Here is a 24,101-nt window from a genome sequence, read left to right as displayed (position 1 = left end):
ATCCCAAGCCAAATTGCCCATAGCCAGGTGGATCCAGTACCATGATGATCTATTTCAATTCCTGGCTCCCCTCTTTCCTAGAGAGAGTCAAAGGGACTGTCGAACTGCGGTTGTTTTTCGGAACGGGATCCCTGGGGCCTAAGAGGCTTGTTGTTGACTTTGAACAGGAGGGATCCGGCGCAAATTCAAAAGCACCATTGCGCTAAGGGGGCGCGTGTTGGCCAGTAGCCCCACGATCAGCAGCAGCCAACTGTTCAAGGTAGTATTGTCCAGCAGCCAACCCATCAACAGAGCCGATCCTGCCCCTTCGGCAACTGCCGCCAAGATCCAAGCCCGGCTACCTTTCCAGCGCTGAGACCACAAGGCCCATTGCAGCCCACCAACGCCGACCCCCACCAGCAAACCGCGCAGCGCATCTCCCATTGCCTGCAAGACATTTTGGAGCCAGGGATCCGTCGGGTTAAAAGCAGAGGTTGCCACCCCCACCTGGGGAGCGAGGAAATCCGCTGCCACCCAACCCAAAGCCGTGGCCAGCAAAGTTGCAGCCACCCATCCCACAGAAACCTGCCGCCGCAACACCAGCCACTGTAGCAGCCCCATCAGGAAGCCAAGGCCGGCTCCAGCCACCGCCCCTTGTAATGATCCCAAAGCCGCCAGCAGAGGAGCCAATGCCCCCAACCCCAGGTAGCCGATCCCAGCCGCCCCCAAATTGGCCAAGAGCCAACTCAACGCCGACCCTTTGCCCAGGCGGGGTGCATTCAGGGGTGCATCCAACAGATGAGAGCCGGACTTGCTGTTGACATGTTCCTGCCCAACCTTCTGTTCCACCTCGCGCAGCCCCTGTTCCGCTGAAGGGTTACCCGGTTCCAGCCGCAGCACCCCTTGATAGTCCATCTGGGCAAGGCCCCAATGCCCCTGTCGTTGGTGGGCCAGACCGCGGTAGAGATAGTAGCGGGCTTCGTTGGGGGCGCTCTGGATCAGCTCGTTGAGCAAATGGACGGCCATCTTGTACTCGCCTGCCTCGATCAGACTGACCGCCTGCTGGAGCTTTTCTTCCTCAACTGGGGCAGTTCGGGGCTGTTGGGAAGTCGGCTGGCCAAATCCGGTCGGGATCCGCGGGGGGCGAACACCTTGAGGTGAACGAGAGGAATTTGAGGGGACGAACGGGGCAGGAGGGGCGATCTTGTTTCCATAGACAGCCTGTAGCTGCTGGCCGAGCACTTCCATGTTGGCCGGGCGGAGGGCAGGGTCTTTCTCTAGGCACTGGAGGACAACCTTCTCCAGGGCAGCGGGGATGGGGTGGGCTAGCTTGTGGTCTTGGAAGGGGCGGGGCTTTTGAAAGTTGTGGACGTGGTACCAGCCTTGCAAGGTGTCGGTATCCGGCTCGAAGGGCAACGCACCAGTTAACAGCTCGTACAGCACCACCCCCAGGGAATAGATGTCGGAGCGGCCATCCAGCTTTTCTCCGCGCATTTGCTCGGGCGAGGCATAGACCATCGTGCCCAAAAAATAGCCCGTCTGCGTCAGGCCACGAGAGGTCTCCCCCATGAGCTTGGAAATGCCGAAGTCCAGGATCTTGACCCGATCTTTCCCATCGGGCCCTTTCTGCACAAAGATGTTGCTGGGTTTAATGTCGCGGTGGATGACGCCGCGAATGGAGTGCTTGCCCAGATCCATCTGAAAGTTGTGGGCGTGGTGCAGGGCAGAGCAAATTTGCAGAGCCAAGTTCACCACTCGCTCTGGGTGCAAGGGGCCTTCCCGAGCCAGCACATAGTCCAACCCCTGGCCGCTGTAGGGTTTGGCATTCAGGTACTCCATCACCAGATAGGGCTGGTTTTGGTACAGGCCGTAAGAGCGCACCTGCACGATGTTGGGGTGCTCGCCCAACAGAGCGCTGACCCTGGCCTCATCCATGAAGCGTTGCTGCAGTTGCTGGTAGTACTCTGGGCCCATGTCCGGGGGCGGCGGGCGCAACAACTTGACGGCCACCAGCTCGTCATTGAGCTGGGTATCCACCGCCTCGAACACATTGCCGTAGCCACCCTCGCTGATGTGGCGGGTCAGCCGGTAGCGGTTGCCAATCAGTTGTCCAATCAGGCGCTGGTTCATGGAGGAGGGTGGCCAGCTGGGGAGTTTACCTATGATTTGATTCTATTCAGCTTATGGGCCTAGAACCTGCTTGTGAGGGATCCGCTGCCATTGCGACCCCTTTTCCACCCCAAAAGCCAGGGATCCCGCTAGGATTGGGGCATGAGTGCTCCTTCTGCAACTGCTGCTCTATCCCCTTTCTGGCTGGAGGTTACCGAGTTTGCCCTGCAGGCCACGGCTAGCGTGGGATCCCAGCTCTTGGCAGACTTTGGCCAGGCCCACCCTACGGTTCGCGCTAGCGGGACGGAGTCCTTAAAAGCCGACGGCAGCTTGGTAACCTCTTCTGACCAGTGGGCGGATCGCGCTTTTCAAAGAGCTATTGCCGCTGCCTACCCCGATCACGGTTATCTGAGCGAGGAATCCAACCACATTTTTCCCGAGAAGGAGTGGTGTTGGGTAGTGGATCCTTTGGATGGCACCACCAATTTTGCCCGTGGGATCCCCATTTGGGGCAGCTCCTTGGCTTTGCTGCATTGGGGCGTGCCGGTGTTTGGCTGTGTCCATCTGCCGCCCATCCGCCAGACTTTTTACGGTTATTGGCCTCGGTTTCCTGGGGATGCAGCAGCAGGAGCTTTTCTCACCCGCCACGACCGGGATCCCGCCTGTCCCCAGCCAATCCGTTCTAGCACCGCCTCACCCGGCCCCAACCAATTGTTCAATTTCTGTTCCCGCAGCAGCCATTGGATTAGCCCGCAATTCCCTTGCAAAGCGCGGATGTTGGGGGGCGCTGCCTACAACCTGCTGGCGGTGGCCGGTGGCAGCCTTTTGGGGGCGGTAGAACGCTCGCCCAAGATCTGGGATGTGGCGGCAGTGTGGGCCATTGTCAAGGGGGCCGGCGCCGTTTGGGAACCCCTGAGCTGCACCGATCCGGATCCCGGCCAGCCTCTCATTCCCGGCAAGGATTATGGCCGACTCACTTACCCCGCCCTGGTGGCAGCTCAAGCCGAGTGGATCCCCTTATTTCGCGCCTTCATCGCTCTGTAGCTTTCGTAAACGGCCTGCACGTTGTACCAGTTGAGGAAAAAAATCCGGCACAGCTCCAAGGCCAACTGCGAGCGGCCATGCCGGATCAACCAGCGCAGCAGCGGTTCCACCCGTTTCTCGTTCAGCCAGCCCCCCAGGGATAAAAGCCCCCACAGGAATTGGTGTAGGGGTGTCAGTTGGATCATCAGGCGCACGGCCCAGGTGGGGTGTTTTTGGTAAAAGAGAATGCCCATGCGGCCCCGTTGCCGTTCCCGCTCGATAAGGGCCGGGATCTGCTGCAGCTCAAAGGGCGGATGCCAGTGGTAGCCGGTGGCCTGGGGGCACTTGACCAGGCGCAGGCCCAAACGTTTTAGCCGCACCCCCAGCTCCAGGTCTTCCCAGCCGTAGAGGTGAAACCGCTCGTCAAAGGGGCCGGCGGGGGTTTCGCAGGCCAGCTCCAACCAATGGCGGGCAATGGCCACGTTGCCGGTGGCGAAAAAGGCTGCCGAAAAATCGGTGGGCTTGAAGGGTTCGGAGCGGGGATCCTGAAAATTGCTCGTGTTGATCACCCGCCCGTAGGTGAAGACCTTGGCCTCGTGGGGGGAGCGGGGATCCCCTGTAACGCCGTGCCGCCGCAGCATCTGGGCGTGGCTGGCCAAGAAGTGATCCACCACCACCAGGTCGCTGTCGATAAAGACGATGAGGGATCCCTGGGCGTGGCGAAACCCCAGGTTGCGGGCAGCGGCGGGGCCGCGGTGCTCCTGCTGCAACAGTTTCCACTGGGGCAAGCCAACGGGGTTGTTCTGCAGCCATTCCACTGTGCCATCGGTGGAGCCATCGTCCACCACCACCACCTCGTAGCCCTCGTAGGGGCCGGGCTGCTGCTGCGCCAGGGCCCGCAGACACTGCTCCAAAATGGGACGGCGGTTGTAGGTGGGAATGATGACGCTGATGTACACCGGGGATCCCTAGGGATGGCTGTACAGCCCTTGAGCAAAAACACCTCAGGGAAGAGGGGTTCCCACTGCCTGTTGGGCTAGAGGACTTTTAGGAGCTCTGCCGACTGGCGCACCGTCTCGAAAAAGTAATGGACATTGGCCTCTGGAGTGCTTTGGTGAATGCCGTGGCCCAGGTTCATGATATGCCCACGGGATCCGGCTTTTCGAATCACCTCTAGGGTGCGCTGCCGGATGAACTCCGGGGATCCCAGCAACACCATCGGATCCAGATTGCCCTGCACCGCCAGGGATCCCAGGCGGGCCCTGGCCTCTGCCATATCGCTCATCCAATCGAGGCTGAACACGTCGATGCCGGCTTTGCCCACCCGCTCCAGCAAAGCGGCGCTGCCGTTGATGTAGAGGATCAGCGGCACCTGCGGATACCGAGCTTTCACCTGATCCACAATTTGCTTTTGGTAGGGCAAGGCCCAACACTCGTAATCGGCTGGGCTGAGCTGGCCGGCCCAAGTATCGAACAACTGCACCACCTGGGCGCCGCACTCGATCTGGTAGATCACGTAGCGGGCAATGCTGTCGGCCAGCTTGCTCAGCAACTGATGCAGCAATGGCGGCTGCGCGAAGGCCAAGCTCTTGATGTGGGCGTAATCTTTGGAGCTGCGCCCTTCCACAGCATAGCAGGCCAGAGTCCAGGGGGAGCCGACAAATCCCAGCAGCGTTGCTTTCCCTTCCACCTCGCGGCGCAGGGTGCTGAGAATGGTCTTGATAAAGGGCAGACTTTCTTCCGGTTCCAGGAGGCGGATGCGTTCAATTTGGGCTTGGGAACGAATCGGCGGGTCGATGATTGGCCCCTGATGCTCCACCAGCTCAAAGGGGATGCCCATGCCCTCAAGGGGGGTGAGGATATCGCTGAACAGGATCACCCCATCAGGGGCAAAGGCCCGAAACGGTTGCAACGAGATCTCGACGGCCAGCTCCGGGATCTCGCAACGCTGCTTAAAGGTGTACTTGCTTTGCAGCTCGCGGTAGGCCGCCATGTAGCGACCCGCCTGGCGCATCATCCAAACTGGAGGGCGATCCAGCACTTCCCCTCGGGCCGCCCGCAGCAAACGGTCACCCAAGTGCTCCGCACCGCTGGCGGTGGAGGAGGTGGCGCTGAGCTGAACAGGCGAGTGGGACATAGGAGGGCAATCCGGCTAAAGATCCTTATGAATCCTGACATTGTGGCGACAGCAACCGCAAGTTGGCGGCTCAGGATCCCTGCAGTTTCTTCATCGGCTGCAACTTGCTGTTAATTCTTACCCTTTTGGCCTCTGGGCTGGGATCCCCATTAAAGTGGACATGAGATAATGACACCTGGCCAGCCTGTTGAAGAACGGCTCGACAAGGATCCCCCCATTGCCGAGTTGAGAGGAAACCCCGCTTGGTTGCCCAAACCTTTAACCTGAAAGCCTACCTGAGCCAGCGTCAGCAACAGGTGGAAGAAGCTCTCTCTGCAGCTTTGGTTCCCGCCTATCCGGAGCGCATTTACGAGGCGATGCGCTACAGCCTATTGGCAGGGGGGAAGCGCCTCAGGCCCATCCTCTGTCTGGCTGCTTGCGAGTTGGCCGGCGGCACTGTGGAGCAGGCTCTGCCTACCGCCTGTGCCCTGGAAATGATCCACACCATGTCGCTGATCCATGACGATCTGCCGGCCATGGACAATGACGACTTTCGCCGCGGCAAACCCACCAACCACAAGGTGTTCGGCGAAGACATTGCCATCTTGGCGGGAGATGCTCTGCTGGCTTTTGCCTTTGAGCACATTGCTAGCCAAACTCAGGGGGTACCGCCGCAGTTGGTGTTACAGGTGATCGCCCGCGTTGGCCATGCTGTGGCTGCAACCGGGTTGGTAGGGGGGCAGGTGGTGGATCTGGAGTCGGAGGGCAAGGCCATTTCCCTGGAAACTCTGGAGTACATTCACAGCCACAAGACCGGCGCTCTGCTGGAGGTCTCGGTGGTTTCGGGAGGGATCCTGGCGGGGGGAGATGAGGAGCTGCTGGCCCACCTGAGCCGCTACGCCCGCGATATTGGCCTGGCTTTTCAGATTGTGGACGACATTTTGGATATCACCGCCACCAGCGAGCAACTAGGCAAAACGGCAGGAAAGGATCAAGCTGCCGCCAAAGCCACCTATCCCAGCTTGTTGGGCCTAGAGGCCTCCCAGCAAAAAGCCGAGGAGCTGATTCAATCGGCCAAGGAAACGTTGCGCCCCTACGGACCGCGGGCAGAACCGCTGCTGGCTCTGGCGGACTTCATCACTCGCCGTCAGCATTAGGACAGGACAAGGGGACAAGATCAGATGGGATCCCTGGAGACCCTGCTCGCATGTCTGTGCTGGAGAGCTGTATGCTGCAACAGTTGATGGCCAATCATGTCCTCTGGGTTGCTTTGCTGGCCAGTTTGTTGGCCCAAGCCATCAAGCTGATCCTTTCCTATGTACGGTCGGGCAAGGTTAATCTACGGGTCTTGGTAGAAACTGGGGGGATGCCCAGCTCCCACGCAGCGTTGGTGACGGCTTTGTCCGTTGGGGTGGGGCTGCAGGAAGGCTGGGACAGCCTGCTGTTTGCCGCGACGGTGGTTTTTGCTTTGGTGGTGATGTACGATGCTGCCGGGATCCGCCAAGCCGCCGGAAAACAGGCGCGGGTGCTGAATCGCCTCCTGGAAGAATGGTTTGAAGAAAAGGGCGCCGACCGTTTTCCAGAACCCTACCTGAAAGAATTGCTGGGCCACACTCCCGTGCAGGTCATGGCCGGCGCAGCTTTGGGAGCAGCCTGTATCACACTGTCATTTGCCCTGGGAGTAAACTGAGAGCCATTGGGGCATGCTAAGGCAGAAGTACCGCGAGTGGTCATGGCCTCCAGTTCTCAACCTCGTCCGATCCAACGTTGCCCTTCCTGTGGCAAGCCGATCCCGGCCTACCGGTTCAAATCTCCCTACTGTGACCACTGCGGTTGGCGGGCGGCCCCAGCAGCGCAAGCCCCTCAAAAAGGCGGATCCCTGGGCCAGAAAATTGCAGCTCAGGTGGGATCCCAAGGTCAACGCCTCAAGGTGCCCCCTCTGCTACAGCCGCTGCTGAACTTCAACTTTTACCTCTATCTGCTCTGGGGGATCAGCCCTCTGTTTCCGCTGGTGGTGGATCGACCCCTGCTGGCCGAATCCAACTATCTGCTCCTAATCCCGCTTTTGTTGAGCTGGGGGCTGCTTTATTTGGCGGTGCGAGATCTGCCGCTGCCGGACAATTTGCGGCTGCCGCGCCTGTTGTTGGATGTATCGTTCATCCTGCTGCCCTTCTTCCAGAAAATTAATGTGTCCAAAGCCCCCAACCGACCCTATTGGAATGCTCTGCTGATTTGGGTGATCGGGATCCTGCTGCTTGCCGCTTTGCGGCTTTGGAGCTTTAGCCTGCTCCTGACGGCGGTGACCTTGCTGTTGACCAGCTTTTGCACGCTGCTGTTCTAACCGAGATCCTTGCAAAGAACCTCAATATTTAATATTTAACATTTCATGAGCATTCCTGCTGCCCGTCAACGCTTTGCCCTTGAAATCCAATCGGAGCCCATCGATCTGGGTCGGGCGGCCCTCTGGATTGCCCAAGAAGCCTATCCCGATCTGGAGGTGGAAGAGTATATGGCCGCTCTGGATGAGATGGCCGCAGAGGTGCAAGAGCGCCTTCCCCCGGAGCGTTATCCCCTGCGGGTCATCAAGATCTTGAATCACTATCTCTTTGAGGATCTGGGCTTTCGTGGCAATCGCGAAGATTATTACGACCCACGCAACAGCTTTTTGAACGAAGTGATCGATCGGCGCACCGGGATCCCGATTACGCTGTCGCTGATCTATCTAGAGCTGGCGCGGCGGATCGATTTTCCCATGGCAGGAGTGGGCATGCCCGGCCACTTTTTAATCCGGCCCCTGTTTGCAGGCGCCGAGATTTTTGTGGATCCCTTTCAGCAGGGGGAGATTTTATTTCCAGAAGATTGTCAAGAGCTTTTGTCGCAAATCTACGGGCCTGGGATCCCTTTCCAAGAACACCACCTACGCCCCACCCCTCCCCGCCTGATCTTGGTACGCTTGCTCAACAACCTCAAGCAAATTTATCTGAGCCGCGCCGAACTGGAACCCGCTTTGGCAGCAGCGGAACGGATCTTGTTGTTGATCCCTGAATCCTTGCCTCACCTAAGGGATCGCGGGCTGTTGTATTATCAGTTGGGCCGTTGGCAGCAAGCCTGCCAGGATCTCAAGCGCTACTTAAAACAGGCGCCTTTCCACCCCGAGATCAATCGCTCTGATGAGCATTTAATCCGGGAAATTGTCGAGAGATTGGAATCTCATCCCGACTCATGCTAGGAGCATGCACAATTGCTCTCAGTTGTGCGTTGTGTAAGTGTGTAAGTTTTGAGCAAGATCTGCCGTCGTTTGCAAGCAAGGCTAGGTTTCTAGCAGGGATCGGAAGCAGCCCTTACCTCTTGGCGCAAAATGGCTTCCACCAGCTTATCTAAAGCCTCTAGATCAGATAGATCATAGTTTTTTTCCCAGAGGATTTGGTTAATGCTGGACTCCTGCTGCAGAGTTAAAACCGAAGATTGTAAAACCTCATCGATGATCTGGCGAATGCTCATCTTAACCTCGCAATCGTGAGAAGAATTGATGGCTTTGGCTCATAAGCCTAGAATGCTGGAAACGCTCTGCGATAGCCATCGTGAGGATCACGTATTTTGACATCAGAATCTGGGGCGACTCATCCAAACCCTTTCGGGGAAATCGCCAATAGTACTTTTACGGACTTGAGCTATGGATGGCGCTGAAGTCTGCGAACTTCTCAGGATCTTCTGAGACAGACCTGCTCCCCATTGAGGGCAGCTTGGGCCTCATCATCTGTTGCGAAGGCGGTGCGAATGATGCGCTCACCGGGATGGCGATCCCCTGCCGAAAGGCCGAGATCCCGCACCACAAATGAGCGCTGGATCCAGCGGTCGAAGCCATCGTAGCGGGGAGAGAAGGCAGTCCGTCCGTGGACGGTGCGGCGATTGTCAATACAGAGCAGATCCCCTGTTTCCAGCTTGATGCCTCGGTAGACAGCGTGGATTCCCTTCCTCAGGGCTTCTAGAGCCAGACTGGCTTCGGGGGTGAGCCCCACCATCAGGTCTTCGTCGTAGTTCCAGAAGGGATCCTCTCGACGGCCATACAGCACCGGCAAAATGGGTCCATTGATCAGGGCTTGCCGGTTGCCGAAGGAGTAGTCGATGCCAGTGCGATACAGGGGTTCAAACAGCAGCTCCCGCTCTCGCTCTCCTAGCAGAGGCAGGACATGACGGATGCTGGCGTAGGTGGTTTCCGCCACACGATCATGGTCGGGGCGCAGGCAAAACAGCAGCAAAAACTCCGGTGAGTGGGGATGAAAAACCGTCTCGCGGTGAAACTGTAGCCGAGTGCGGGATCCCTCGGAAGATTGCACCTCTTCGCTGTCGGGAGTAGGCACCAAGTTTTGAAACAAATCCCCGTTTTTTTCTTGGATGTAGGAGACCAAATGCCCCAAGCGGCTGCCGATCATTGCCAAGCAGCGTTCGCTGACAAAAGTGGTTTTCTCCTCAGAGCGCTGCGCCAGAGCCGGTGTGCGGGTATGGTCAAGTCCGGGATCCACGGGCAAGCCCCGCAGCAGCAGGATCCCTTCCGAATTGGAATACAACTGAAACTCCAGCAAGGCCCGCCGCAAATGTCGGGGCAGCTCATCTGCCCGCATCTCGCAGTCCAGGAGAAATTCCTCTGTTTCCCGATAAGGATCGGGCCCAGGCGCCAAAAATAGGTTTATCGTCTTTTCATCGAAGCCCTGACAATCGATCAGCAGGCATCCTTTTTCAAGCTGTGAAGTCTTCATCACGATCCCTCACCACCCACTGCCCTAGTCATAGCAGCCGCAGCAACTTTTGGGCAGGGATCCTACACTCAAAACCCAATCTCGGCGAGTGTAGCGCACTACCCTTCGGTGCTAGAACCTCAGTCTGAGGCGGGGCAGAGTTTTGCTTGCTGCATCAGAAGTCCGGCTGGGGATCCCCATGTCTGGGCAAGATGTCCATTAGGATGAGTTCCAGGGGCTGGCCAGCGCGGGGAACCGGCGTAAAGTGGGCAAAGTGGGATCTGCCGAGCGCTGGGTTATGGGGAAAGCTTCAACAAACTCGCAGGCGAGGTTGCAACACCATGGCACCGACTTGGCAAACGGATGGGCATACTTGGTTTCTTCTGCCCGCTCAACCCCGCGCTGTCGTTCACTTTCTGGGTGGAGCTTTTGTGGGAGCTGCCCCGCAAGTGTTCTACAGCCGCCTGCTGGAAGAACTGGCCCGTATGGGCATGGCCGTTGTTGCCACCCCCTACATCACCGATATCGATCACGCCCAACTGGCGCTCAACGCAGCCCAATCTTTGCACAGAAGCCTGCAAAGCAAGGGTTTGCTGGAGTTGCCCCTGTTTGGTTTGGGTCATAGCCTGGGCTGTAAGTTGCAGATCCTCTCTTGTCTAGCCGTTCCTTCTCTGGGATCCCGTCGGCGAGGCAATATTTTTCTGGCCTACAGCAATGCCGGGCTAGATCGGGCTTTGCCATTGCTGCGGCTGTTGGCTCAAGCTTGGCCTCAACAACAGCTTGCCGATCTGTGGCGGATGTGGATGGGATCCTCCTCGCCACCTGTGAATCTGTGGTTGGAGTTCGAGCCTTCCCCGACAGAAACCAACCGCTTAATTGAGGAGCAGTATCCGGTTAGACACAACCTGCTTGTGGAATTTCGACAGGATGATATTGACGACATTCCTCTGCTCTACCAGCAGCTTTGCCGCAAGTATCAAGGCTATACCGAGTGGCAGCATCTCGAGGGGGATCACCTCACTCCACTGGGTTTTAGCTATCCTTTCCAAGTCGGGGAGGAGTTCAGCCCCATCGATGCTTTTGGACAGTTGATCTACCAGAACCTACTGGCCCCCAACCACCAAATGATCCGAAGCATCCGAGCCTGGCTGGCAACCCAATTGGCCCATTGACATTCTTCCCACGGCTCAAGTCAACGGATTTTTTCACAGCTTGCAGGATTTCTCCCGCTCACTGTTGGCAAGCGGGCGGCAGGTCTTGCTACTCCATCCTTGCGGATGCAGGAGGATGCCATAACCCCAGATACTTTGGCCTTCCATTTCAAACTAGATTGAAACACTCCCTAAGCGTTCTCCGCTGCCGCCCTACCCCCAGCAAGAGAGGGGAGCTAGATGGAAATGTTTCATTCCGGCTTAAAACGACTATAAAAGCTGCGTCACAACCTCGCTAGCGGAGCTACTGCATTGGTGTAGCTCATGACCGCCCATTTACTGATCAAGCCAGCTCAAATCGGAGAGCAGATCTTGAGAGTAGGAAGAGGGGGACTGCGCTTGCAGATGAAACAACATCTGAAGGGTATCGCTCATCAGAAAGTAACAGGTCAAAACGCCGCCGGCAGCCACAGCCACCAGTGTCCCTGCCAACATGCGCGAGAACTCCTGACTCTGAAAAGCCTGCTCCATCAAGCGCAGCGCCCAGAATCCCAGGAGGACAACAATGGCAAGGATGATCAACATATCGTAATTTATTGTAACAAGCCTGCTGCTCAACGGCCATTGACAGAATTGAATAAGAACATAAGGACTCCCCTTGTCCCTCATGCTCCATGACTCTGAGTCAGTGTACAGAAGGGCTTGGCGTGCCTGGATTTGCAGCCCTTTTCGGTTGCCCTTGCTGCAGGCCATGAGCACAAAAGGGATCCCACCGGCAAAGATTGCAGGTTGGGCGGGCGTTCAAGTGGGCTACAGCCGACGCCCGTTATCGGAAATGCGGGTGGATCAGGAGCTGATGTGGCTGATTCAGGTGGGGCTGTTGCGACGGGAAGTGGATGGGCAGGGGATCACCGACCGGTACCGTCTGGCACCTCTGGGTCGGCAGTTGTTGCAAGATCTGGAGAGGGATGAAACTTTTGCCGGGATCTCGGCAAGCTGGGCAGACCGCCTGTGCAATAGGCTGACCCGCTGGCGGCTGCTCCCCTGAGGATCCCCTACACTGGATCCAACTTTCAACGCCGCTCTCGAGGGGGGATATGGTACGGCCAAGGTTGATGCGTGTGCCCGGATCCCTGGCACTCCAACGTCCACTCCAAACCTCTTTGCAGCGGCGCAGCCAAGCAATTAACCGGCGCAGCAAGTCTATCTACCGCAAAACCCGCTCCCTCTACCGACGCAACTTGCCCCTTTATCTGCGCAATTTGCTGTTGCAATACCGCACCAGCCTTATCTACAACCTCAAAGCCAGGCCTGTCAGCAGAACCCGTCGAGGATAGCAAGCCCCCCTCTGGATCCCAGCACAGCGGTCTTCACTGTGTGAAAATGGCCAAATGGCGATGAACGGTACTCCGCCGAGAAGACTTGTGTACCTTCATGTTCGCGACCATTCTCAGTTCGGGGGGTGGCTGAGCGCTCCGCGCCGCTGACGCGACTACCCCCAGCCTTTCTCCCAGAGGGAGAGTTGGGAACCAGCGCAAGACTACCGGATCGTGAAGCGGCCAATTCCTACCTTCTCGCCGTTGACATGAATCTCGACGCGGTAGCGCCCGGTGTAGGGTTGGCTGAAGCTCAGAAAGCCTCGCACGGTATCGGCCAAGGGATCCCAGGGAACATCGAGCTTGCGGATTAGTTGCTCGCCCCCAGCTTCTCCGCCCTCGTAGTACCAGAGCATCTCCACCTTGGCGTTGACAGGAAGGTTGCCCACTGGCAAGATGGCCCAGATCAACGTGTCGGTGGTCTTGAACTCGGTTGTGGCCTCGCCAGGGCTGCCGTCCCCCCGACCTCGGTACAGGCCGATTGTCCTTAGCCCCGCCTCTTTGGGGGTTCCTTGGCTGTAGGCACGGGCATCCGCCTGCGCTTCCTGACCTAGGCGATCCAGCTCGGCCAGCAAATCTTCCTGCTGCTTCAGGGCATCGGTTGCTTCCTGCAGCCACCGGGCGATCTGCCGCTCTGCGGTTGGGACTTCTGAAGCCGGGGAAGAAGGCTGTGCAGCCGCCCCGCTGAGGTTGCGAATGGGAAAACCCTGAGCTGTCCCCACCTCGCTGCCCAGTAAGTTCAGCCAGCGGCTTCGCACTTCGGACGTCATCTCTGGCTTTGCGGCATAGGCAATGCGCACACTGCCGCTTGGGCCTCGGGTGATCCGGCCAATCTCATGTTCCTCAACTCCACTCACCGTTCCACGACAGCCAGCACTGCGGAACTCGTAGAGCACATCTTCTTCGCTCTCCCGATGAAACTCCCAAGTCGTTTGGGGGCAGCTAGCCAGGATGTTGTCCCGCATGTGGTTGGCGAGAAAGCGCGGCGATCCCTGGACATGAACGTCCATGACGGAGAGCATCTCTCTCCAAGAGGCCAAGCTCTCTCCGGGCCGTGTGAGAAGGGTTAGAGTAACCCCTTCTAGGACTTGATGATCGGCGAAAACCCATTCCCCCGAATCCCCTTCGATAACAACGTTTCCCGAGGGGCTGATGAAAGCGGATGCAAACAGCAGGCCGGCAAAAAGATTCAACACAATGCCCTTCCTTATCCTGGGATTTGCACTTGAAAATGAGATAGGACGACTTTCAAGCCGCTCACTGGGCAAGCAAAGAAGGGCTGGACAAAGAGGCTAGAGTCTTCGTCGTTGCCGTTTGCAAGGCTCACCTCAGGAAAATCTCGATAGATCCCTACAGCTTGATTTTGCTGACCTTACCAAAACGTCAATTGACCCCCCCAAAACATTGACCAGCCTAGCACAATTGAGCTCAATTCTGAACCCCACTTTGCAGAAATGCCGTGTTTTTCTGATGAGTATATCCATTTACATTGAACAGATATCAGCCTGTTCGTTCAGAAACCTCATGGCAATTGAAAGCTGGTTACTGTAGTAAGTCACTGCGGCCAACTGAAGAGGAGATCTTTCCGGTAATTAGCCAGTTATCCCCCAAGGTCTCCAGCCGCGGCTCCACCAGTTGCCAGCTTTGGTTGACATCAGGGATCCCCTCGCCTGCTACCGGGGTTGGCGCATCGGCTCCCCCCAGGATCTTGGGAGCGATAAAGGCGGCTACTTTCTGGATCGCCCCATCTTTGAGGGCTGCCCAGGCCAGCGTACCCCCGCATTCCCAGAGGGCGCTCAGACACCCCCGCTGAAAGAGCACTTGTGCCACCCGCGAGGGGGTTACCTGGGGCAGATGCAGCAGTTCTACCCCCTGCTCGGCCAGGGATCCCCAGAGGGGATGGATCTTTGGGGCTTCCGTGATCACCAATGTCGGCGCTTCTTCCACCTGCCACAGATGGGCAGAAGGGGGCAGGTTCAGAGAACGGCTGAGAACAACCCGCAACGGCTGGGATCCCTGCAACTCCGCCAGACGACAGGTGAGGCGCGGATTATCCTGCCAAACGGTTCGGGATCCCACAATCACCGCATCGTGCCAGGCCCGCTGTTGGTGAACCCATTGCCGCGCCAGAGGGTTGCTGATCCAGCGGCTGTGGCCGGTTGCGGCGGCGCTCTTGCCATCCAGGGTCATGGCGTATTTCAGCAGACCAAGGCACTGCTTCTGCACAATGGCAAAGGCAAACCCCTCGTTCAGCTCCTGGCACTTCTGCTCCAGCACTCCCACCGTCACGTCGATCCCCGCCTCCTGCAGGCGTCGGATCCCTTTGCCGGCCACCAAGGGATTGGGATCCTGCATCCCCACCACAACCCGCCGGATCCCGGCGGCCAGGATGGCCTCGGTACAAGGGGGAGTGCGCCCATAGTGGTTGCAGGGCTCCAGGTTGACGTAGAGCGTTGCGCCTCTGGCCAGGGATCCCGCCTGTTGCAGAGCCAACACCTCCGCATGGGGCTGCCCTGCCCCCGGATGAACGCCTTCCCCCACCACCCGATCCCCCTGCACGATCACGCAACTCACCCGTGGATTGGGAGAGGGACGCTGAGGTGTGGAACGGGCCAGGGATAGACACCGTTCCATCCACTGCTGATCCGAAATCATAAAATGGGCATCCGCTCCAGAGCGGCTCAAGCCGGTGACAAGGCTGCCAACTTGCGGTTGAAAGCTGCAATTGCCTTGGATTCTAGCTCTGCCACCTGCAATGCGTAGTCGCGGGCGCGGGCCTTTTGTTCGTTGCTGACAATCTCTCCCGAACGCAGGCGATCCAACAAATCGAAGGGATCCAACACCTCATCCATCGGGAAGCGGCCCAGATGAATCATGATCGGCAGGCATATTCTTCGCCAAGAATCAGAGCGGAAGTGAGCGTGGGTGATTCCCTCTCTCCCAGCTTGAGGGTGGGACGAGCCTTGCGGCAACCACCACCTGGCGATGGGTCTCGATCACTGCTCTGGCCCGATCCAGATCTTGATTTTTCCAATCCACAGCCAGCCTGAGGCGGTGGGCGATGAAATCCGCAGTGGCGATGTAGAGGAGAGAGGGATCGATGAAAGCATAAGCCCGCATCTGGGCAGTTGACACCACTGTTTCACAAAACGCCGGGAAGGTGATCCCCGCCTCCACCACCGTGGTCACCCCTGAGCGGATCCCCACCTCATCCGCCGGCAGACAAAAATCCCCCACCGACGTGAAAACCCAGTTGCCCGATTTTGTCCAATCCCTGGTCGGGATCCAGCAGATGTGCGTTGATAAACAGGGTGGCAGCCACCAGAACTCCTTCCCGCAAAGCGTTAGACCGGCACTCTCGGAAAGTAAAACACTTTTTTCTTGCAATTTGTAGGCTCAACTACAAAATCCGACGCGGAGAAGACCGCAATCTGAGCGTGATACCTGCTACATCTGCCGTTTCGACAAACAGGCTCTAATATTGGGATGGTTATTCTAGGAGCTGCCTTCATGACCTCTTCCCCCCACCTGACCGCTGCAGAGGGGGCAGCGGGTTCTGCCAACGGGCTGAAGGAGGCATCCCTGTTTGGGGAACGGGATCCCTTGGCCCATTCCCTCCAAGTCCACGAAACCTTCAACCGCAGGAACAACCTGTTGAACCATCGCCTGCAACTGGTGGAAGAACTCTGGGAATCGGTGATCCTGCAGGAGTGCGGTCAGTCTCTGGTGGATCTGTTGCAGCGACTGCGTTCCATGTGTTCCCCAGAAGGACAAGCCCTGGAGTACCCGATCCCAGAGGTACTACAAATTATCGAGTACCTCAGCCTCGACGCCACCATCCAAACGGCACGGGCCTTTGCCCTCTTCTTCCAGTTGATCAACATTGTTGAACAGCACTACGAACGGGCAGAAGACTCGGACATGCGCATGGTGGATAGCCAACAACGTACCGTGCGAGAAAACGAAAAATTTGAACGGCTGTTCCCTTACCTGCGGGCTCAAGGGGTGCCGCCGGGCCTACTGCGCAGATTGCTGGAGCAGTTGCACATTCGCATGGTTTTTACCGCCCACCCCACCGAGATCGTCCGCCACACCATTCGCGAGAAGCAACGGGCCTTCTCTCGCTTGCTCAGCCAACTGGATTGGGCAGAACAAACCCAGCCTTTGCAGGCCCAGATGATAAAAGAACAGATGGCGGAAGAAGTCTTGCTTTGGTGGCGTACCGACGAGTTGCATCAGTCCAAGCCGACTGTTTTGAACGAAGTCGATTACACCTTGCACTATTTTGAAGAGGTGTTGTTTCAGGCCATCCCCCTGCTGCACGAGTACCTCAGCCGCAGCTTGAAAAAGGCTTTTCCCAGCGTCGAGCCGCCGCCGGCAGGATTTTGCAACTTCGGCTCATGGGTAGGCGGGGATCGGGATGGCAACCCTTCCGTTACCGCCGATGTGACTTGGCAAACGGCCCGCTATCAGCGCAACCTCATCCTGGGCAAGTACATCGAATCGGTGAAGGCTCTCACCAAAACCTTGAGCATTTCCCTGCATTGGGGGGATGTGGACAGCCAACTGCTGGATGCCCTTGAGCAGGATCACCGCCTCATGCCCGAGGTTTACGAATCGTTTTCGCTGCAATATCGCCAGGAGCCTTACCGCCTCAAGCTCAGCTACATTCAGCGGCGGCTGGAGTTGACGCGGGAGCGCAACCGCAACTTGGCCGACTCCGCTTGTTTGCCCACCCCTCCCCCTGTGGACAACGCCTATGCCAACGCGGAAGAATTCCTGGCCGACTTGCAGCTTATCCAGAAAAGCTTGAAAAACAGCGGCCTTTCCTGCCGTCAGTTGGATCATCTCATTCAACAGGTACAGGTGTTTGGCTTTCACCTGGCCCATCTGGATATCCGCCAAGACAGCAGCTACCACGAAGCCGCTCTCACGGAGATTTTCGAGTACTTGCGCATTTTGCCGCGTCCCTACAACGAGATGACGGAAGAGGAAAAAACCGCCTTTCTCCTGCAGGAGCTACAAACACGTCGGCCTCTGATACCGCTGGAGATCGCCTTTTCCGAGAAAACGGCAGAGCTGATCGCCACCTTTCGCACCCTGCGCCGCATGCAGCAGGAATTCGGCTTGGCCATTTGCCAAACCTATGTGATCAGCATGAGCCGCCAGTTGAGCGACCTGTTGGAGGTGCTGCTGATGGCCAAGGAGGTGGGGCTCTACGATCCCATTAGCGGTCGCGGATCCCTGGCGGTGGTGCCGCTGTTTGAGACCGTCGAAGACCTGAAGCGGGCCCCGGAAGTTTTGCGGCAGTTGCTGGAGATCCCTTTCTATCGCCAGTACTTGGCTCAGCAGGGAAATCTGCAGGAGGTGATGCTGGGCTACTCCGACAGCAACAAAGATTCCGGCTTTTTGAGCAGCAACTGGGAGATTTACAAAGCTCAACAACGCCTGCAGACGGTGGCCGAATCCTATGGCGTGAAGCTGCAAATCTTCCATGGCCGGGGTGGTTCGGTGGGCCGTGGGGGGGGCCCGGCTTACGAGGCCATCTTGGCTCAACCAGGGCGCAGTGTGGGGGGCCGCATCAAAATTACCGAACAGGGAGAGGTGTTGGCCTCCAAGTATTCCCTCCAGGATCTGGCCATTTTTAACCTGGAAACCGTCACCAGCGCCGTGATCCAGGCCAGCCTACTGCGCACCTACCCCAACGATCTGCACGAGTGGTCGCGCCTGATGGAATCCTTGGCGGAGCGCTCCCGGCAGGTGTACCGTAACCTGGTCTACGAGCAGGAGGGCTTTGTGGAGTTTTTCCACGAGGTCACCCCCATTGAAGAGATCAGCCAACTGCAGATCAGCTCCCGTCCCGCCCGCCGCAGCGGTAGCCAAAAAGACATCGGATCCCTGCGGGCCATTCCCTGGGTATTCAGTTGGACGCAAAGCCGCTTTCTCTTGCCGGCCTGGTATGGGGTTGGCACCGCCCTACAGGAATACGTGGCCAAGGGCGAGCACAACCTCAACCACCTGCAGCACCTGTATCGCGAATGGCCTTTCTTCCGCATGGTGATCTCCAAAGTGGAGATGACCTTGGCCAAGGTGGATTTGCAAATAGCGCGTCACTACGTGCGGGAGATGAGCTCTCCAGAACGTCTAGAGCGGGCGATGGAGCTGTTTGAGTGTATTGCCCAAGAAATGCACCGCACCCGCACAATAGTGCTGCAGATTACGGGTCACAGCGAACTGTTGGAGAACGACCCTTATTTGAAGCGCTCGGTGCAGTTGCGCAACCGCTCTATTGTGCCCCTCGGCTTTATCCAAGTCTCCCTCCTCAAGCGCCTGCGAGAGCATCAGGGATCCCGTACCGGGAGAACGCGCTACAACCGAGCTGAACTTCTGCGTGGGGCTCTGCTCACCATCAACGGCATTGCCGCCGGGATGCGCAACACGGGCTGAGGGATCCAACCGGATTCACCACACCTCCCAAGCAAGGCTGGCGCTGTCCCTATTGAGTTTCAGAGCAGTGTCGAGAGCTTATCAGAACAGATCGTCATCGTACTCTTCTGGCTCCACTTCTACTGGCTCTACTTCGACAACGCGGCGGGAAGGACGGCGGGGAGGTTCATCCGCGTAGCTTTCCCCTTGGTCTTGGGGCAGCCGTGGGGGACGGCGGCGGGTAGCTGTACCTGTGCTGCGCTCTTCCTGCACATCCACATCCTCTGGATACTCTCCGGCAGGGCGACGGGGGCGACGGGCCTCTGGCGGCGGAGCCGGCTCATCGTAGTCGGTGTCCTGACGCGGGCGGGATCCTGGTTCCTCGTAATACTCATCCCCTTCGGGTCGGCGGCGTGGACGCACACGGGTATCGCCGGTCAGTTGGGGCCTGGGGCGACGGCTAGGATCTTCACCACTGCGCCCAGGAATGGAGCGACTGTAAGAGGATGTATCGCGGATACGGGATCCCTCGGCTCGAGTGGAAACCGTGCGTCCTTGGGCATAGCCATCCGGGGGATAGGTGCGGCTGAAGCCTTGCCGCCGAACGGTCGGACGAGCCCCGCCCACCTGCCGTGCTTTTTCGCTTAAGAGAATCCGCAAACGGAAGGTTTCGATGGCAAACCAGCCGGCCATCACCGCCAGCAACACCTGCGCAAAGAACAGCAACGGGATGAGCCGCTGACCTTCCAAGAGCAAGCAGACGGAATAGATCAGGCCCATCGTGGCAAAAATCACGTCATACTCAGCGGAGGCCTCTCGCTTGATGAACCGAACCGCGAAGATGGCTCCACTGGCAATAGCCACCAGCGCTGCCATCAAGAAGTAGGGGCTTTGGGTGAGAAACATGCCAGGGATCCCTAAACGATGAAGACGGGAGAGCGTTGAGCCTTATCCATTCCACAGCCGATCCTAGCATTGATCCTCCTGGTGGCACGGACAACAAAACCCAGGTTTGGGTGTAGGGACGGGATCCCTCTTCAATAAAAGGGATCGGTGCTAAAATCGGCAGCATCTTCCTGCATGTTCCATGCTGTATCTGGCACGGGTACACAAAAAAAGTCTCTTCGGCCAGGGGGAGCTGCAGCTCTTGGCCCGGCAGGCCGAGGACGGGGTTTGGATGCCGCTGCGCAAGCCAGAAGGGGTCACCTGCAAAGAGGTTGGCCCTTACAACATTGGGGTGTTGCTGCTGGTTGAGCTTTCGGAAGAGCGGCAGGTACGGCGGGTGGAAGAGGCAGCCATGAAGCTGGTGGAGATGTTGCACAACCTATCCCGAACCCACAGTCTGGTGGATCTGTCGGAGATTGAAAGCTGGCGGCAATCCTTGACTCGGCAAAGCCAAGAGCTGAGCCGTCGCGAAGCAGAGGTGGCCGCTCGCCAAGAGCAACTGCAACAGTGGGAAAACCGTCTGCGAGAAAAACTATCCTCCTGAGTTCTCAAACTATAGTCGTTTCGGGTTAGGGTGAGACGCCTGGGCTATCTCGCCCCTTACAGTCAACATTGGGTCATGGGTTTAGTGTCCTGGTTTGAATCGAAATGACCATACTCTTGGGCTAAGTGCATCTGTGAGTGAATCCAGATCAAGGCGGCTGGGATCGCCAAATCCGTAGTTATAAGACCTGAATCAACTTGGGTTGAGACATTCTCTTCCCCCAAAATAAGCAGGGAAAAACCAGAATCGATTGCGCTCCCTATTGCCCAAGGCGATAGGTTGTCCCGTTGCTGTTCGATTGCTGTGGCTACGCTGCCGTATTGGTGCTGTACGACCTCAATCAAACTGCGCTGAGATCCGGCCTTAGCTCGCGGGCACCTCGCAGATAAACATGCTGCATATCAGCTTGGGCAAGGGGAGTATTCAACTGGATCAAAACACGAATACAACGGGGTAAGTCGCTGCTCACCTCCATCTGTTGTACATCCAACAGAGGCACCGACTCCCAGCCAGGGCGACGACGGGCAAATTGGGCAGGAAAAGCTGCATTTAAATCAGGAGTAACAGAAAAAATAACGCTGACCAACTCAGCCGGATCGAAGGCGTTGCGGTGCTCTAGCGTATCCAACAGCTCAGTCACCGCCGCGCCAATGGCCTCGGCACTGTTTGTAGGTACGGTGATGGCTCCCCGAATTGCTCTGACTCGCCACCCCAATGGCCACACCCTCGTGCGCTTGAGCTCGCCTCGCTTCCAGAAAATTATACAGACTCATCTCTACTGGGATCCCATCCCTCTGGAGGAAACCGGCTCCTGTCACCTATCTGGGTTGCAGGAGCTTTTCCAGGATCTGCTCATGGTTGAGGCCAGAGTCCACCCAGGCTTCTCCTTCTTTGAGGCGGGCGGCAGCGGTCACGACAAACAAATTGCTCTCTGCTCCCAAAGCCTCGCTGGCAGTTTGCACGCAGAGCAAATCCTGGCCGGTTAGCTGGCTAAACCAGGTGGCCAACAGCCCTGCCTCCAAAAAGCCCATCGGACGCTTGAAATGGGGAGGGGTGACAGCAGCGAAGGGAGAATTGCGAATCGACACCACCAGGACTCCCTGATCTTTGTAAGTCCAGTCGATCTCGATCAATCCCCAGCCATGAGCTTTCCAGGCTTGTCTCAGACTTTGCAGAAAGGTGCCCATCTCTAGCTCGGCCAAAGGCTTCTGGTAGTAGTCGGAGAGTTCTTGGGCAAAACGGCGGAAAAACTCCTTGCCCCACATCCGACCACAGTTGCGCAACACCAAACGAGCAGCCTGGCCGGTCTCGTATTCCAGGCCCGTGTAGATGCCCCGCAGCAATGCCTCTGGAAGGGCCAAGAGACGTTCACCGTGGCGACTTTCCAGTAAGCCCGATTCCAAATCGCTTCGCAGATAAGCGCTGGGTGTGTAGTAGTTGGCCAAAACGGGCGTGTAGGGATCAAAGGTGACTGAGCCATTGGAGATAGAGCTGGTGCCGTTCATAAGGGATCCCCTGGTTATCCAATCCAAGTCGTTATTGAGCTTTAAGCATCCAAATAGGAGCAGGGTGCAGTTGACAGTTCGTTGGTTGTTGAGCTGGGAGAACGGTTGTTTACGCTCCAAATCTTATGGCGATCCCTCCAGCAATTGAATACCCCTTGGGCAGATTTACTACAACGCTAACATTAACTCCAACGACACTGAAGTCTCCGGCTAGTTGAGATAGAGCGCTCTAGCACCGAAAAATGCAAAAAGCAAAAAAGTATCTAGCTCTAAAACAGCAAGGCCACCTGTACCTGGGTGATCAAAGGGCGGATAAACTCCAACTCTCCAGGAGCCAAATGGTCTCTCAGCTCTTGCTGGAAAATCCGATAGGCAACCTCATAAACCCTCTGCAGTCCGTACAGGCGCACCTCTTCCTCCATCCACTCGAGCAGCCGCTCTTTCAGGAGGTTTTCGTCCTGCAGCAGCATGGCCATAGCGCTGTGACGCAGCAACAACAACAGGTGCCACCGACACAGATCCAACACTTGGGGGGAAAGGTCGGGCATCTCTTTTTGCAGGGCATTCAGGGTTTGGCTCACCACCTGGCTCTCCCGTTCCCGCAAAACTCGGTACACATGCTGCCGTTTCGGCCAGCCGAGAACGTAAGCTTTCAGATGCTCCAGCTCCTCTGGCTTGAGGTAGCGGGCTTCCGACTCGATCAGCATCTGCTCCAAGGGGCTTACCATCTCGCTTCTCCCGGAGGTCGGTGGGTGCTAGGAGATTCAAAACAGGCTGAACAGATCCGCCAAGGTGATCTGCTCTTCTTCCGGCTCGGGTTCCGGTGCTGCCGACAGGGATCCCAGAGAATGCGCAGCCAAACTCAGGGGATCCCCCGCCCAGGGGATGGAACCAAAATGCTCCCGCACTTGCAGAAAAGGCATTGGCAGAGAGCGCATCTGTAGGGGGCGGTTATCCCAATTTAGACGGGCAAAAAAGCTCTGCACCGAATCCTCTAAAGTAATCTTCCAGGTCATGCCTTAGCTACTCCCTGACCTGAACGCAATTTTTGGGCAATTTCACCAGCACTGGCCCCTTCGTTCAGCCAGAAGGCAGCCGCATCAATGCGATCTTTGCTGCCGAGCAAAAACTTGCAGTAGCTTTCCCCCATAGAATAGCACTGGATCTCGATGCAGTTGAGCTGCCGTTCCACCATGGTGCTAAAAAAGCCGGCAAATAATCCGGCGTAAAGATGACAGACAGGTTTACCGACATCCCCCAGGGTGCGGGCCACGGCGGAGTCAAAGAGGTTGATGAAAATAAACCCTTGCCGCCGACTCTCGGTCTCCACCTCCCAGCGCCCCCATCCTTGGGAGGTCAGAGGCCACCACCAGGTTTCCAAGAGAAACATTAGATTACTCTGCTTGGGGTGGCGCCGATATTCCTCCTCAAACCAGCGGGAAAAATGGACAGCATCGTTGCGTCCCCACTCTTGACCGATGGTGTACATCAGAGAAGCTGAGGCATCTCCCACTTCTTCTTCCAGGCCCTGCTGCAAGCCCAGAATAAAGTCTTCGCTCACCAAGACATTGCGGGCACCCGTCCAGTCCACAAGGGATCCCTGGGAGAGATTAAAGCGGAAAAAGTCTTCGCGGCTGTAGTGGTTATGCCGTTGGGCGGCGGGCTGAAGCGGTATCTCAATGGGGGAGGTCGTCATGGTTGGGTGAGGAGAGAGCACGTTTTTTAACACTCCTTATCATACCCTTCTTAACTGGCATGTTTACCTAGAGACCTAGAGACGACCACCCTCAAAGCGAGGCAGAAAAGTCTTGAGTTGTTATAAAGAAAAGAGTTGTAAAGATTTGTTCAAGAATGGGGAAGAAGAGCCGTAGAGGGATCTGGAGCACTACTGAGATCGGGGCCTGACCTTGACAAAAGCAATGGCCGAGCGCCACAGCAGCGACTCCTGTCCCTCGGCATCGGCCAAACAGAGGCAATCAGGATCTTGCCAGCGCAACTGGCCGACAAAGACATCCCCCGTACTGAGCTTAATTTCGAAGGTTTCTCGATCCTTGATCCCCTTCTGCAGGCGACGCACGCTCGGGATCCCGGTGTTGAAGTCGGTCACAGCAACATCCTGACCCAGCAAGAGGACATGCCTACCCACCACCTGGGAGGTGAGCTGGCCCCATTATACCGTAGCTGTTGCAGG

The 24,101-nt window shown here is 57.3% G+C and carries 27 protein-coding genes; 10 read left to right on the top strand and 17 right to left on the bottom strand.

The genetic code is table 11. The features are described from left to right. Positions 1-138 precede the first annotated feature (138 nt). Positions 139-2,109 carry a serine/threonine protein kinase gene (locus NW816_RS02785; protein WP_414408174.1) on the bottom strand — a complete coding sequence of 657 codons (1,971 nt, stop codon included), beginning with the start codon at positions 2,107-2,109 and terminating at the stop codon, positions 139-141. A gap of 141 nt (positions 2,110-2,250) precedes the next feature. On the opposite strand from NW816_RS02785, the gene NW816_RS02780 reads away from it, so the two are divergent. Then, on the top strand, positions 2,251-3,132 hold the full coding sequence (locus tag NW816_RS02780) for an inositol monophosphatase family protein (RefSeq protein ID WP_414408173.1): 882 nt from the start codon (positions 2,251-2,253) through the stop codon (positions 3,130-3,132). Here the strand turns inward: NW816_RS02780 and NW816_RS02775 are convergent. After that, positions 3,087-4,070 carry a glycosyltransferase family 2 protein gene (locus NW816_RS02775; RefSeq protein WP_414408172.1) on the bottom strand — a complete coding sequence of 328 codons (984 nt, stop codon included), beginning with the start codon at positions 4,068-4,070 and terminating at the stop codon, positions 3,087-3,089. The two genes, NW816_RS02780 and NW816_RS02775, sit on opposite strands and share 46 nt — an antisense overlap. Before the next feature lie 77 nt (positions 4,071-4,147). Continuing rightward, positions 4,148-5,248 (bottom strand): uroporphyrinogen decarboxylase, encoded by a 1,101-nt coding sequence (hemE, locus tag NW816_RS02770; RefSeq protein WP_414408171.1) that lies wholly within the window; start codon positions 5,246-5,248, stop codon positions 4,148-4,150. Between the two features lie 242 nt (positions 5,249-5,490). Here hemE and crtE point away from each other — a divergent pair, with 242 nt between their 5' ends. From crtE to NW816_RS02750, 4 genes are all read left to right on the top strand, one after another. Next, entirely contained in the window at positions 5,491-6,384 is an 894-nt protein-coding gene (gene crtE, locus NW816_RS02765; protein WP_414408170.1) for a geranylgeranyl diphosphate synthase CrtE, read from the top strand. A gap of 71 nt (positions 6,385-6,455) precedes the next feature. Further along, positions 6,456-6,917, top strand: coding sequence for a divergent PAP2 family protein (locus NW816_RS02760; protein WP_414408169.1), 462 nt, complete (start codon positions 6,456-6,458; stop codon positions 6,915-6,917). A gap of 42 nt (positions 6,918-6,959) precedes the next feature. Continuing rightward, positions 6,960-7,568 (top strand): hypothetical protein, encoded by a 609-nt coding sequence (locus tag NW816_RS02755; protein ID WP_414408168.1) that lies wholly within the window; start codon positions 6,960-6,962, stop codon positions 7,566-7,568. Positions 7,569-7,613: 45 nt separating this feature from the next. Continuing rightward, complete coding sequence (locus NW816_RS02750) at positions 7,614-8,456, top strand: SirB1 family protein (RefSeq protein ID WP_414408167.1); 843 nt, start codon at positions 7,614-7,616, stop codon at positions 8,454-8,456. A gap of 89 nt (positions 8,457-8,545) precedes the next feature. On the opposite strand, the gene NW816_RS02745 is transcribed toward NW816_RS02750, so the two are convergent. Continuing rightward, entirely contained in the window at positions 8,546-8,728 is a 183-nt protein-coding gene (locus NW816_RS02745) for a hypothetical protein (RefSeq protein WP_414342619.1), read from the bottom strand. Between the two features lie 200 nt (positions 8,729-8,928). After that, on the bottom strand, positions 8,929-9,984 hold the full coding sequence (locus NW816_RS02740) for a TauD/TfdA family dioxygenase (protein ID WP_414408166.1): 1,056 nt from the start codon (positions 9,982-9,984) through the stop codon (positions 8,929-8,931). A gap of 320 nt (positions 9,985-10,304) precedes the next feature. On the opposite strand from NW816_RS02740, the gene NW816_RS02735 reads away from it, so the two are divergent. After that, a complete protein-coding gene (locus NW816_RS02735) occupies positions 10,305-11,135 on the top strand; it encodes a DUF1350 family protein (RefSeq protein WP_414408165.1) in 831 nt (276 codons plus the stop codon). 315 nt (positions 11,136-11,450) lie between these two features. Here the strand turns inward: NW816_RS02735 and NW816_RS02730 are convergent, their stop codons facing one another. Then, positions 11,451-11,699 (bottom strand): hypothetical protein, encoded by a 249-nt coding sequence (locus NW816_RS02730; protein ID WP_011433446.1) that lies wholly within the window; start codon positions 11,697-11,699, stop codon positions 11,451-11,453. Between the two features lie 82 nt (positions 11,700-11,781). Here NW816_RS02730 and NW816_RS02725 point away from each other — a divergent pair, with 82 nt between their 5' ends. Together NW816_RS02725 and NW816_RS02720 are read left to right on the top strand one after the other, a co-directional pair. Beyond that, entirely contained in the window at positions 11,782-12,162 is a 381-nt protein-coding gene (locus tag NW816_RS02725) for an Npun_F0494 family protein (protein ID WP_414408164.1), read from the top strand. Positions 12,163-12,211: 49 nt separating this feature from the next. Then, on the top strand, positions 12,212-12,451 hold the full coding sequence (locus tag NW816_RS02720; protein WP_148202739.1) for a hypothetical protein: 240 nt from the start codon (positions 12,212-12,214) through the stop codon (positions 12,449-12,451). Positions 12,452-12,654: 203 nt separating this feature from the next. Here NW816_RS02720 and NW816_RS02715 read toward each other — a convergent pair whose 3' ends face one another. The 4 genes from NW816_RS02715 to NW816_RS02700 form a co-directional block, all read right to left on the bottom strand. Then, positions 12,655-13,686 carry a hypothetical protein gene (locus tag NW816_RS02715; RefSeq protein ID WP_414408163.1) on the bottom strand — a complete coding sequence of 344 codons (1,032 nt, stop codon included), beginning with the start codon at positions 13,684-13,686 and terminating at the stop codon, positions 12,655-12,657. A 346-nt stretch (positions 13,687-14,032) separates the two neighbouring features. Continuing rightward, on the bottom strand, positions 14,033-15,145 hold the full coding sequence (ribD, locus tag NW816_RS02710; RefSeq protein ID WP_414408162.1) for a bifunctional diaminohydroxyphosphoribosylaminopyrimidine deaminase/5-amino-6-(5-phosphoribosylamino)uracil reductase RibD: 1,113 nt from the start codon (positions 15,143-15,145) through the stop codon (positions 14,033-14,035). A gap of 26 nt (positions 15,146-15,171) precedes the next feature. Continuing rightward, on the bottom strand, positions 15,172-15,366 hold the full coding sequence (locus tag NW816_RS02705; protein WP_011433441.1) for a hypothetical protein: 195 nt from the start codon (positions 15,364-15,366) through the stop codon (positions 15,172-15,174). Between the two features lie 28 nt (positions 15,367-15,394). Next, positions 15,395-15,727, bottom strand: a complete 333-nt coding sequence (locus tag NW816_RS02700) for a hypothetical protein (protein WP_414408161.1) — start codon at positions 15,725-15,727, stop codon at positions 15,395-15,397. Positions 15,728-16,000: 273 nt separating this feature from the next. Here NW816_RS02700 and ppc point away from each other — a divergent pair, with 273 nt between their 5' ends. Beyond that, positions 16,001-18,937, top strand: coding sequence for a phosphoenolpyruvate carboxylase (ppc, locus tag NW816_RS02695; RefSeq protein WP_414408160.1), 2,937 nt, complete (start codon positions 16,001-16,003; stop codon positions 18,935-18,937). 81 nt (positions 18,938-19,018) lie between these two features. On the opposite strand, the gene NW816_RS02690 is transcribed toward ppc, so the two are convergent. Then, a complete protein-coding gene (locus NW816_RS02690) occupies positions 19,019-19,822 on the bottom strand; it encodes a Ycf66 family protein (RefSeq protein ID WP_414408159.1) in 804 nt (267 codons plus the stop codon). A 181-nt stretch (positions 19,823-20,003) separates the two neighbouring features. On the opposite strand from NW816_RS02690, the gene NW816_RS02685 reads away from it, so the two are divergent. Next, positions 20,004-20,405 carry a hypothetical protein gene (locus NW816_RS02685; RefSeq protein WP_414380831.1) on the top strand — a complete coding sequence of 134 codons (402 nt, stop codon included), beginning with the start codon at positions 20,004-20,006 and terminating at the stop codon, positions 20,403-20,405. Between the two features lie 340 nt (positions 20,406-20,745). Here NW816_RS02685 and aroH read toward each other — a convergent pair whose 3' ends face one another. From aroH to NW816_RS02655, 6 genes are all read right to left on the bottom strand, one after another. Further along, the gene (gene aroH, locus NW816_RS02680) at positions 20,746-21,120 is read right to left on the bottom strand and encodes a chorismate mutase (RefSeq protein ID WP_414408158.1); all 375 of its coding nucleotides are present in this window, start codon (positions 21,118-21,120) and stop codon (positions 20,746-20,748) included. A gap of 103 nt (positions 21,121-21,223) precedes the next feature. Next, positions 21,224-21,910 (bottom strand): V4R domain-containing protein, encoded by a 687-nt coding sequence (locus tag NW816_RS02675; RefSeq protein WP_414408157.1) that lies wholly within the window; start codon positions 21,908-21,910, stop codon positions 21,224-21,226. 269 nt (positions 21,911-22,179) lie between these two features. After that, positions 22,180-22,638, bottom strand: a complete 459-nt coding sequence (locus tag NW816_RS02670) for a hypothetical protein (protein WP_414408156.1) — start codon at positions 22,636-22,638, stop codon at positions 22,180-22,182. A gap of 36 nt (positions 22,639-22,674) precedes the next feature. Next, positions 22,675-22,926, bottom strand: coding sequence for a hypothetical protein (locus tag NW816_RS02665; RefSeq protein ID WP_414408155.1), 252 nt, complete (start codon positions 22,924-22,926; stop codon positions 22,675-22,677). Further along, positions 22,923-23,606, bottom strand: a complete 684-nt coding sequence (locus tag NW816_RS02660; RefSeq protein WP_414408190.1) for a V4R domain-containing protein — start codon at positions 23,604-23,606, stop codon at positions 22,923-22,925. Before NW816_RS02660 ends, NW816_RS02665 begins: the two co-directional genes overlap by 4 nt. Before the next feature lie 189 nt (positions 23,607-23,795). Beyond that, positions 23,796-24,017, bottom strand: a complete 222-nt coding sequence (locus NW816_RS02655) for an Hfq-related RNA-binding protein (protein ID WP_414408154.1) — start codon at positions 24,015-24,017, stop codon at positions 23,796-23,798. Positions 24,018-24,101: the final 84 nt, after the last annotated feature.

It is taken from the genome of Synechococcus sp. W55.1 (assembly GCF_047461655.1).
Taxonomy (GTDB): domain Bacteria; phylum Cyanobacteriota; class Cyanobacteriia; order Thermostichales; family Thermostichaceae; genus Thermostichus.
This window is presented reverse-complemented; position numbering and strand designations above follow the sequence as displayed.

Bases quoted from the DNA above. Each gene is read 5' to 3' on its own strand.
- NW816_RS02785 (WP_414408174.1), bottom strand. From the start codon at position 2,109: ATGAACCAGCGCCTGATTGGACAACTGATTGGCAACCGCTACCGGCTG.
- NW816_RS02780 (WP_414408173.1), top strand. From the start codon at position 2,251: ATGAGTGCTCCTTCTGCAACTGCTGCTCTATCCCCTTTCTGGCTGGAG.
- hemE (WP_414408171.1), bottom strand. From the start codon at position 5,248: ATGTCCCACTCGCCTGTTCAGCTCAGCGCCACCTCCTCCACCGCCAGC.
- NW816_RS02760 (WP_414408169.1), top strand. From the start codon at position 6,456: ATGCTGCAACAGTTGATGGCCAATCATGTCCTCTGGGTTGCTTTGCTG.
- NW816_RS02755 (WP_414408168.1), top strand. From the start codon at position 6,960: ATGGCCTCCAGTTCTCAACCTCGTCCGATCCAACGTTGCCCTTCCTGT.
- NW816_RS02750 (WP_414408167.1), top strand. From the start codon at position 7,614: ATGAGCATTCCTGCTGCCCGTCAACGCTTTGCCCTTGAAATCCAATCG.
- NW816_RS02745 (WP_414342619.1), bottom strand. From the start codon at position 8,728: ATGAGCATTCGCCAGATCATCGATGAGGTTTTACAATCTTCGGTTTTA.
- NW816_RS02740 (WP_414408166.1), bottom strand. From the start codon at position 9,984: ATGAAGACTTCACAGCTTGAAAAAGGATGCCTGCTGATCGATTGTCAG.
- NW816_RS02735 (WP_414408165.1), top strand. From the start codon at position 10,305: ATGGCACCGACTTGGCAAACGGATGGGCATACTTGGTTTCTTCTGCCC.
- NW816_RS02730 (WP_011433446.1), bottom strand. From the start codon at position 11,699: ATGTTGATCATCCTTGCCATTGTTGTCCTCCTGGGATTCTGGGCGCTG.
- NW816_RS02725 (WP_414408164.1), top strand. From the start codon at position 11,782: ATGCTCCATGACTCTGAGTCAGTGTACAGAAGGGCTTGGCGTGCCTGG.
- NW816_RS02720 (WP_148202739.1), top strand. From the start codon at position 12,212: ATGGTACGGCCAAGGTTGATGCGTGTGCCCGGATCCCTGGCACTCCAA.
- ribD (WP_414408162.1), bottom strand. From the start codon at position 15,145: ATGATTTCGGATCAGCAGTGGATGGAACGGTGTCTATCCCTGGCCCGT.
- NW816_RS02705 (WP_011433441.1), bottom strand. From the start codon at position 15,366: ATGATTCATCTGGGCCGCTTCCCGATGGATGAGGTGTTGGATCCCTTC.
- ppc (WP_414408160.1), top strand. From the start codon at position 16,001: ATGACCTCTTCCCCCCACCTGACCGCTGCAGAGGGGGCAGCGGGTTCT.
- NW816_RS02690 (WP_414408159.1), bottom strand. From the start codon at position 19,822: ATGTTTCTCACCCAAAGCCCCTACTTCTTGATGGCAGCGCTGGTGGCT.
- NW816_RS02685 (WP_414380831.1), top strand. From the start codon at position 20,004: ATGCTGTATCTGGCACGGGTACACAAAAAAAGTCTCTTCGGCCAGGGG.
- NW816_RS02675 (WP_414408157.1), bottom strand. From the start codon at position 21,910: ATGAACGGCACCAGCTCTATCTCCAATGGCTCAGTCACCTTTGATCCC.
- NW816_RS02670 (WP_414408156.1), bottom strand. From the start codon at position 22,638: ATGGTAAGCCCCTTGGAGCAGATGCTGATCGAGTCGGAAGCCCGCTAC.
- NW816_RS02665 (WP_414408155.1), bottom strand. From the start codon at position 22,926: ATGACCTGGAAGATTACTTTAGAGGATTCGGTGCAGAGCTTTTTTGCC.
- NW816_RS02660 (WP_414408190.1), bottom strand. From the start codon at position 23,606: ATGACGACCTCCCCCATTGAGATACCGCTTCAGCCCGCCGCCCAACGG.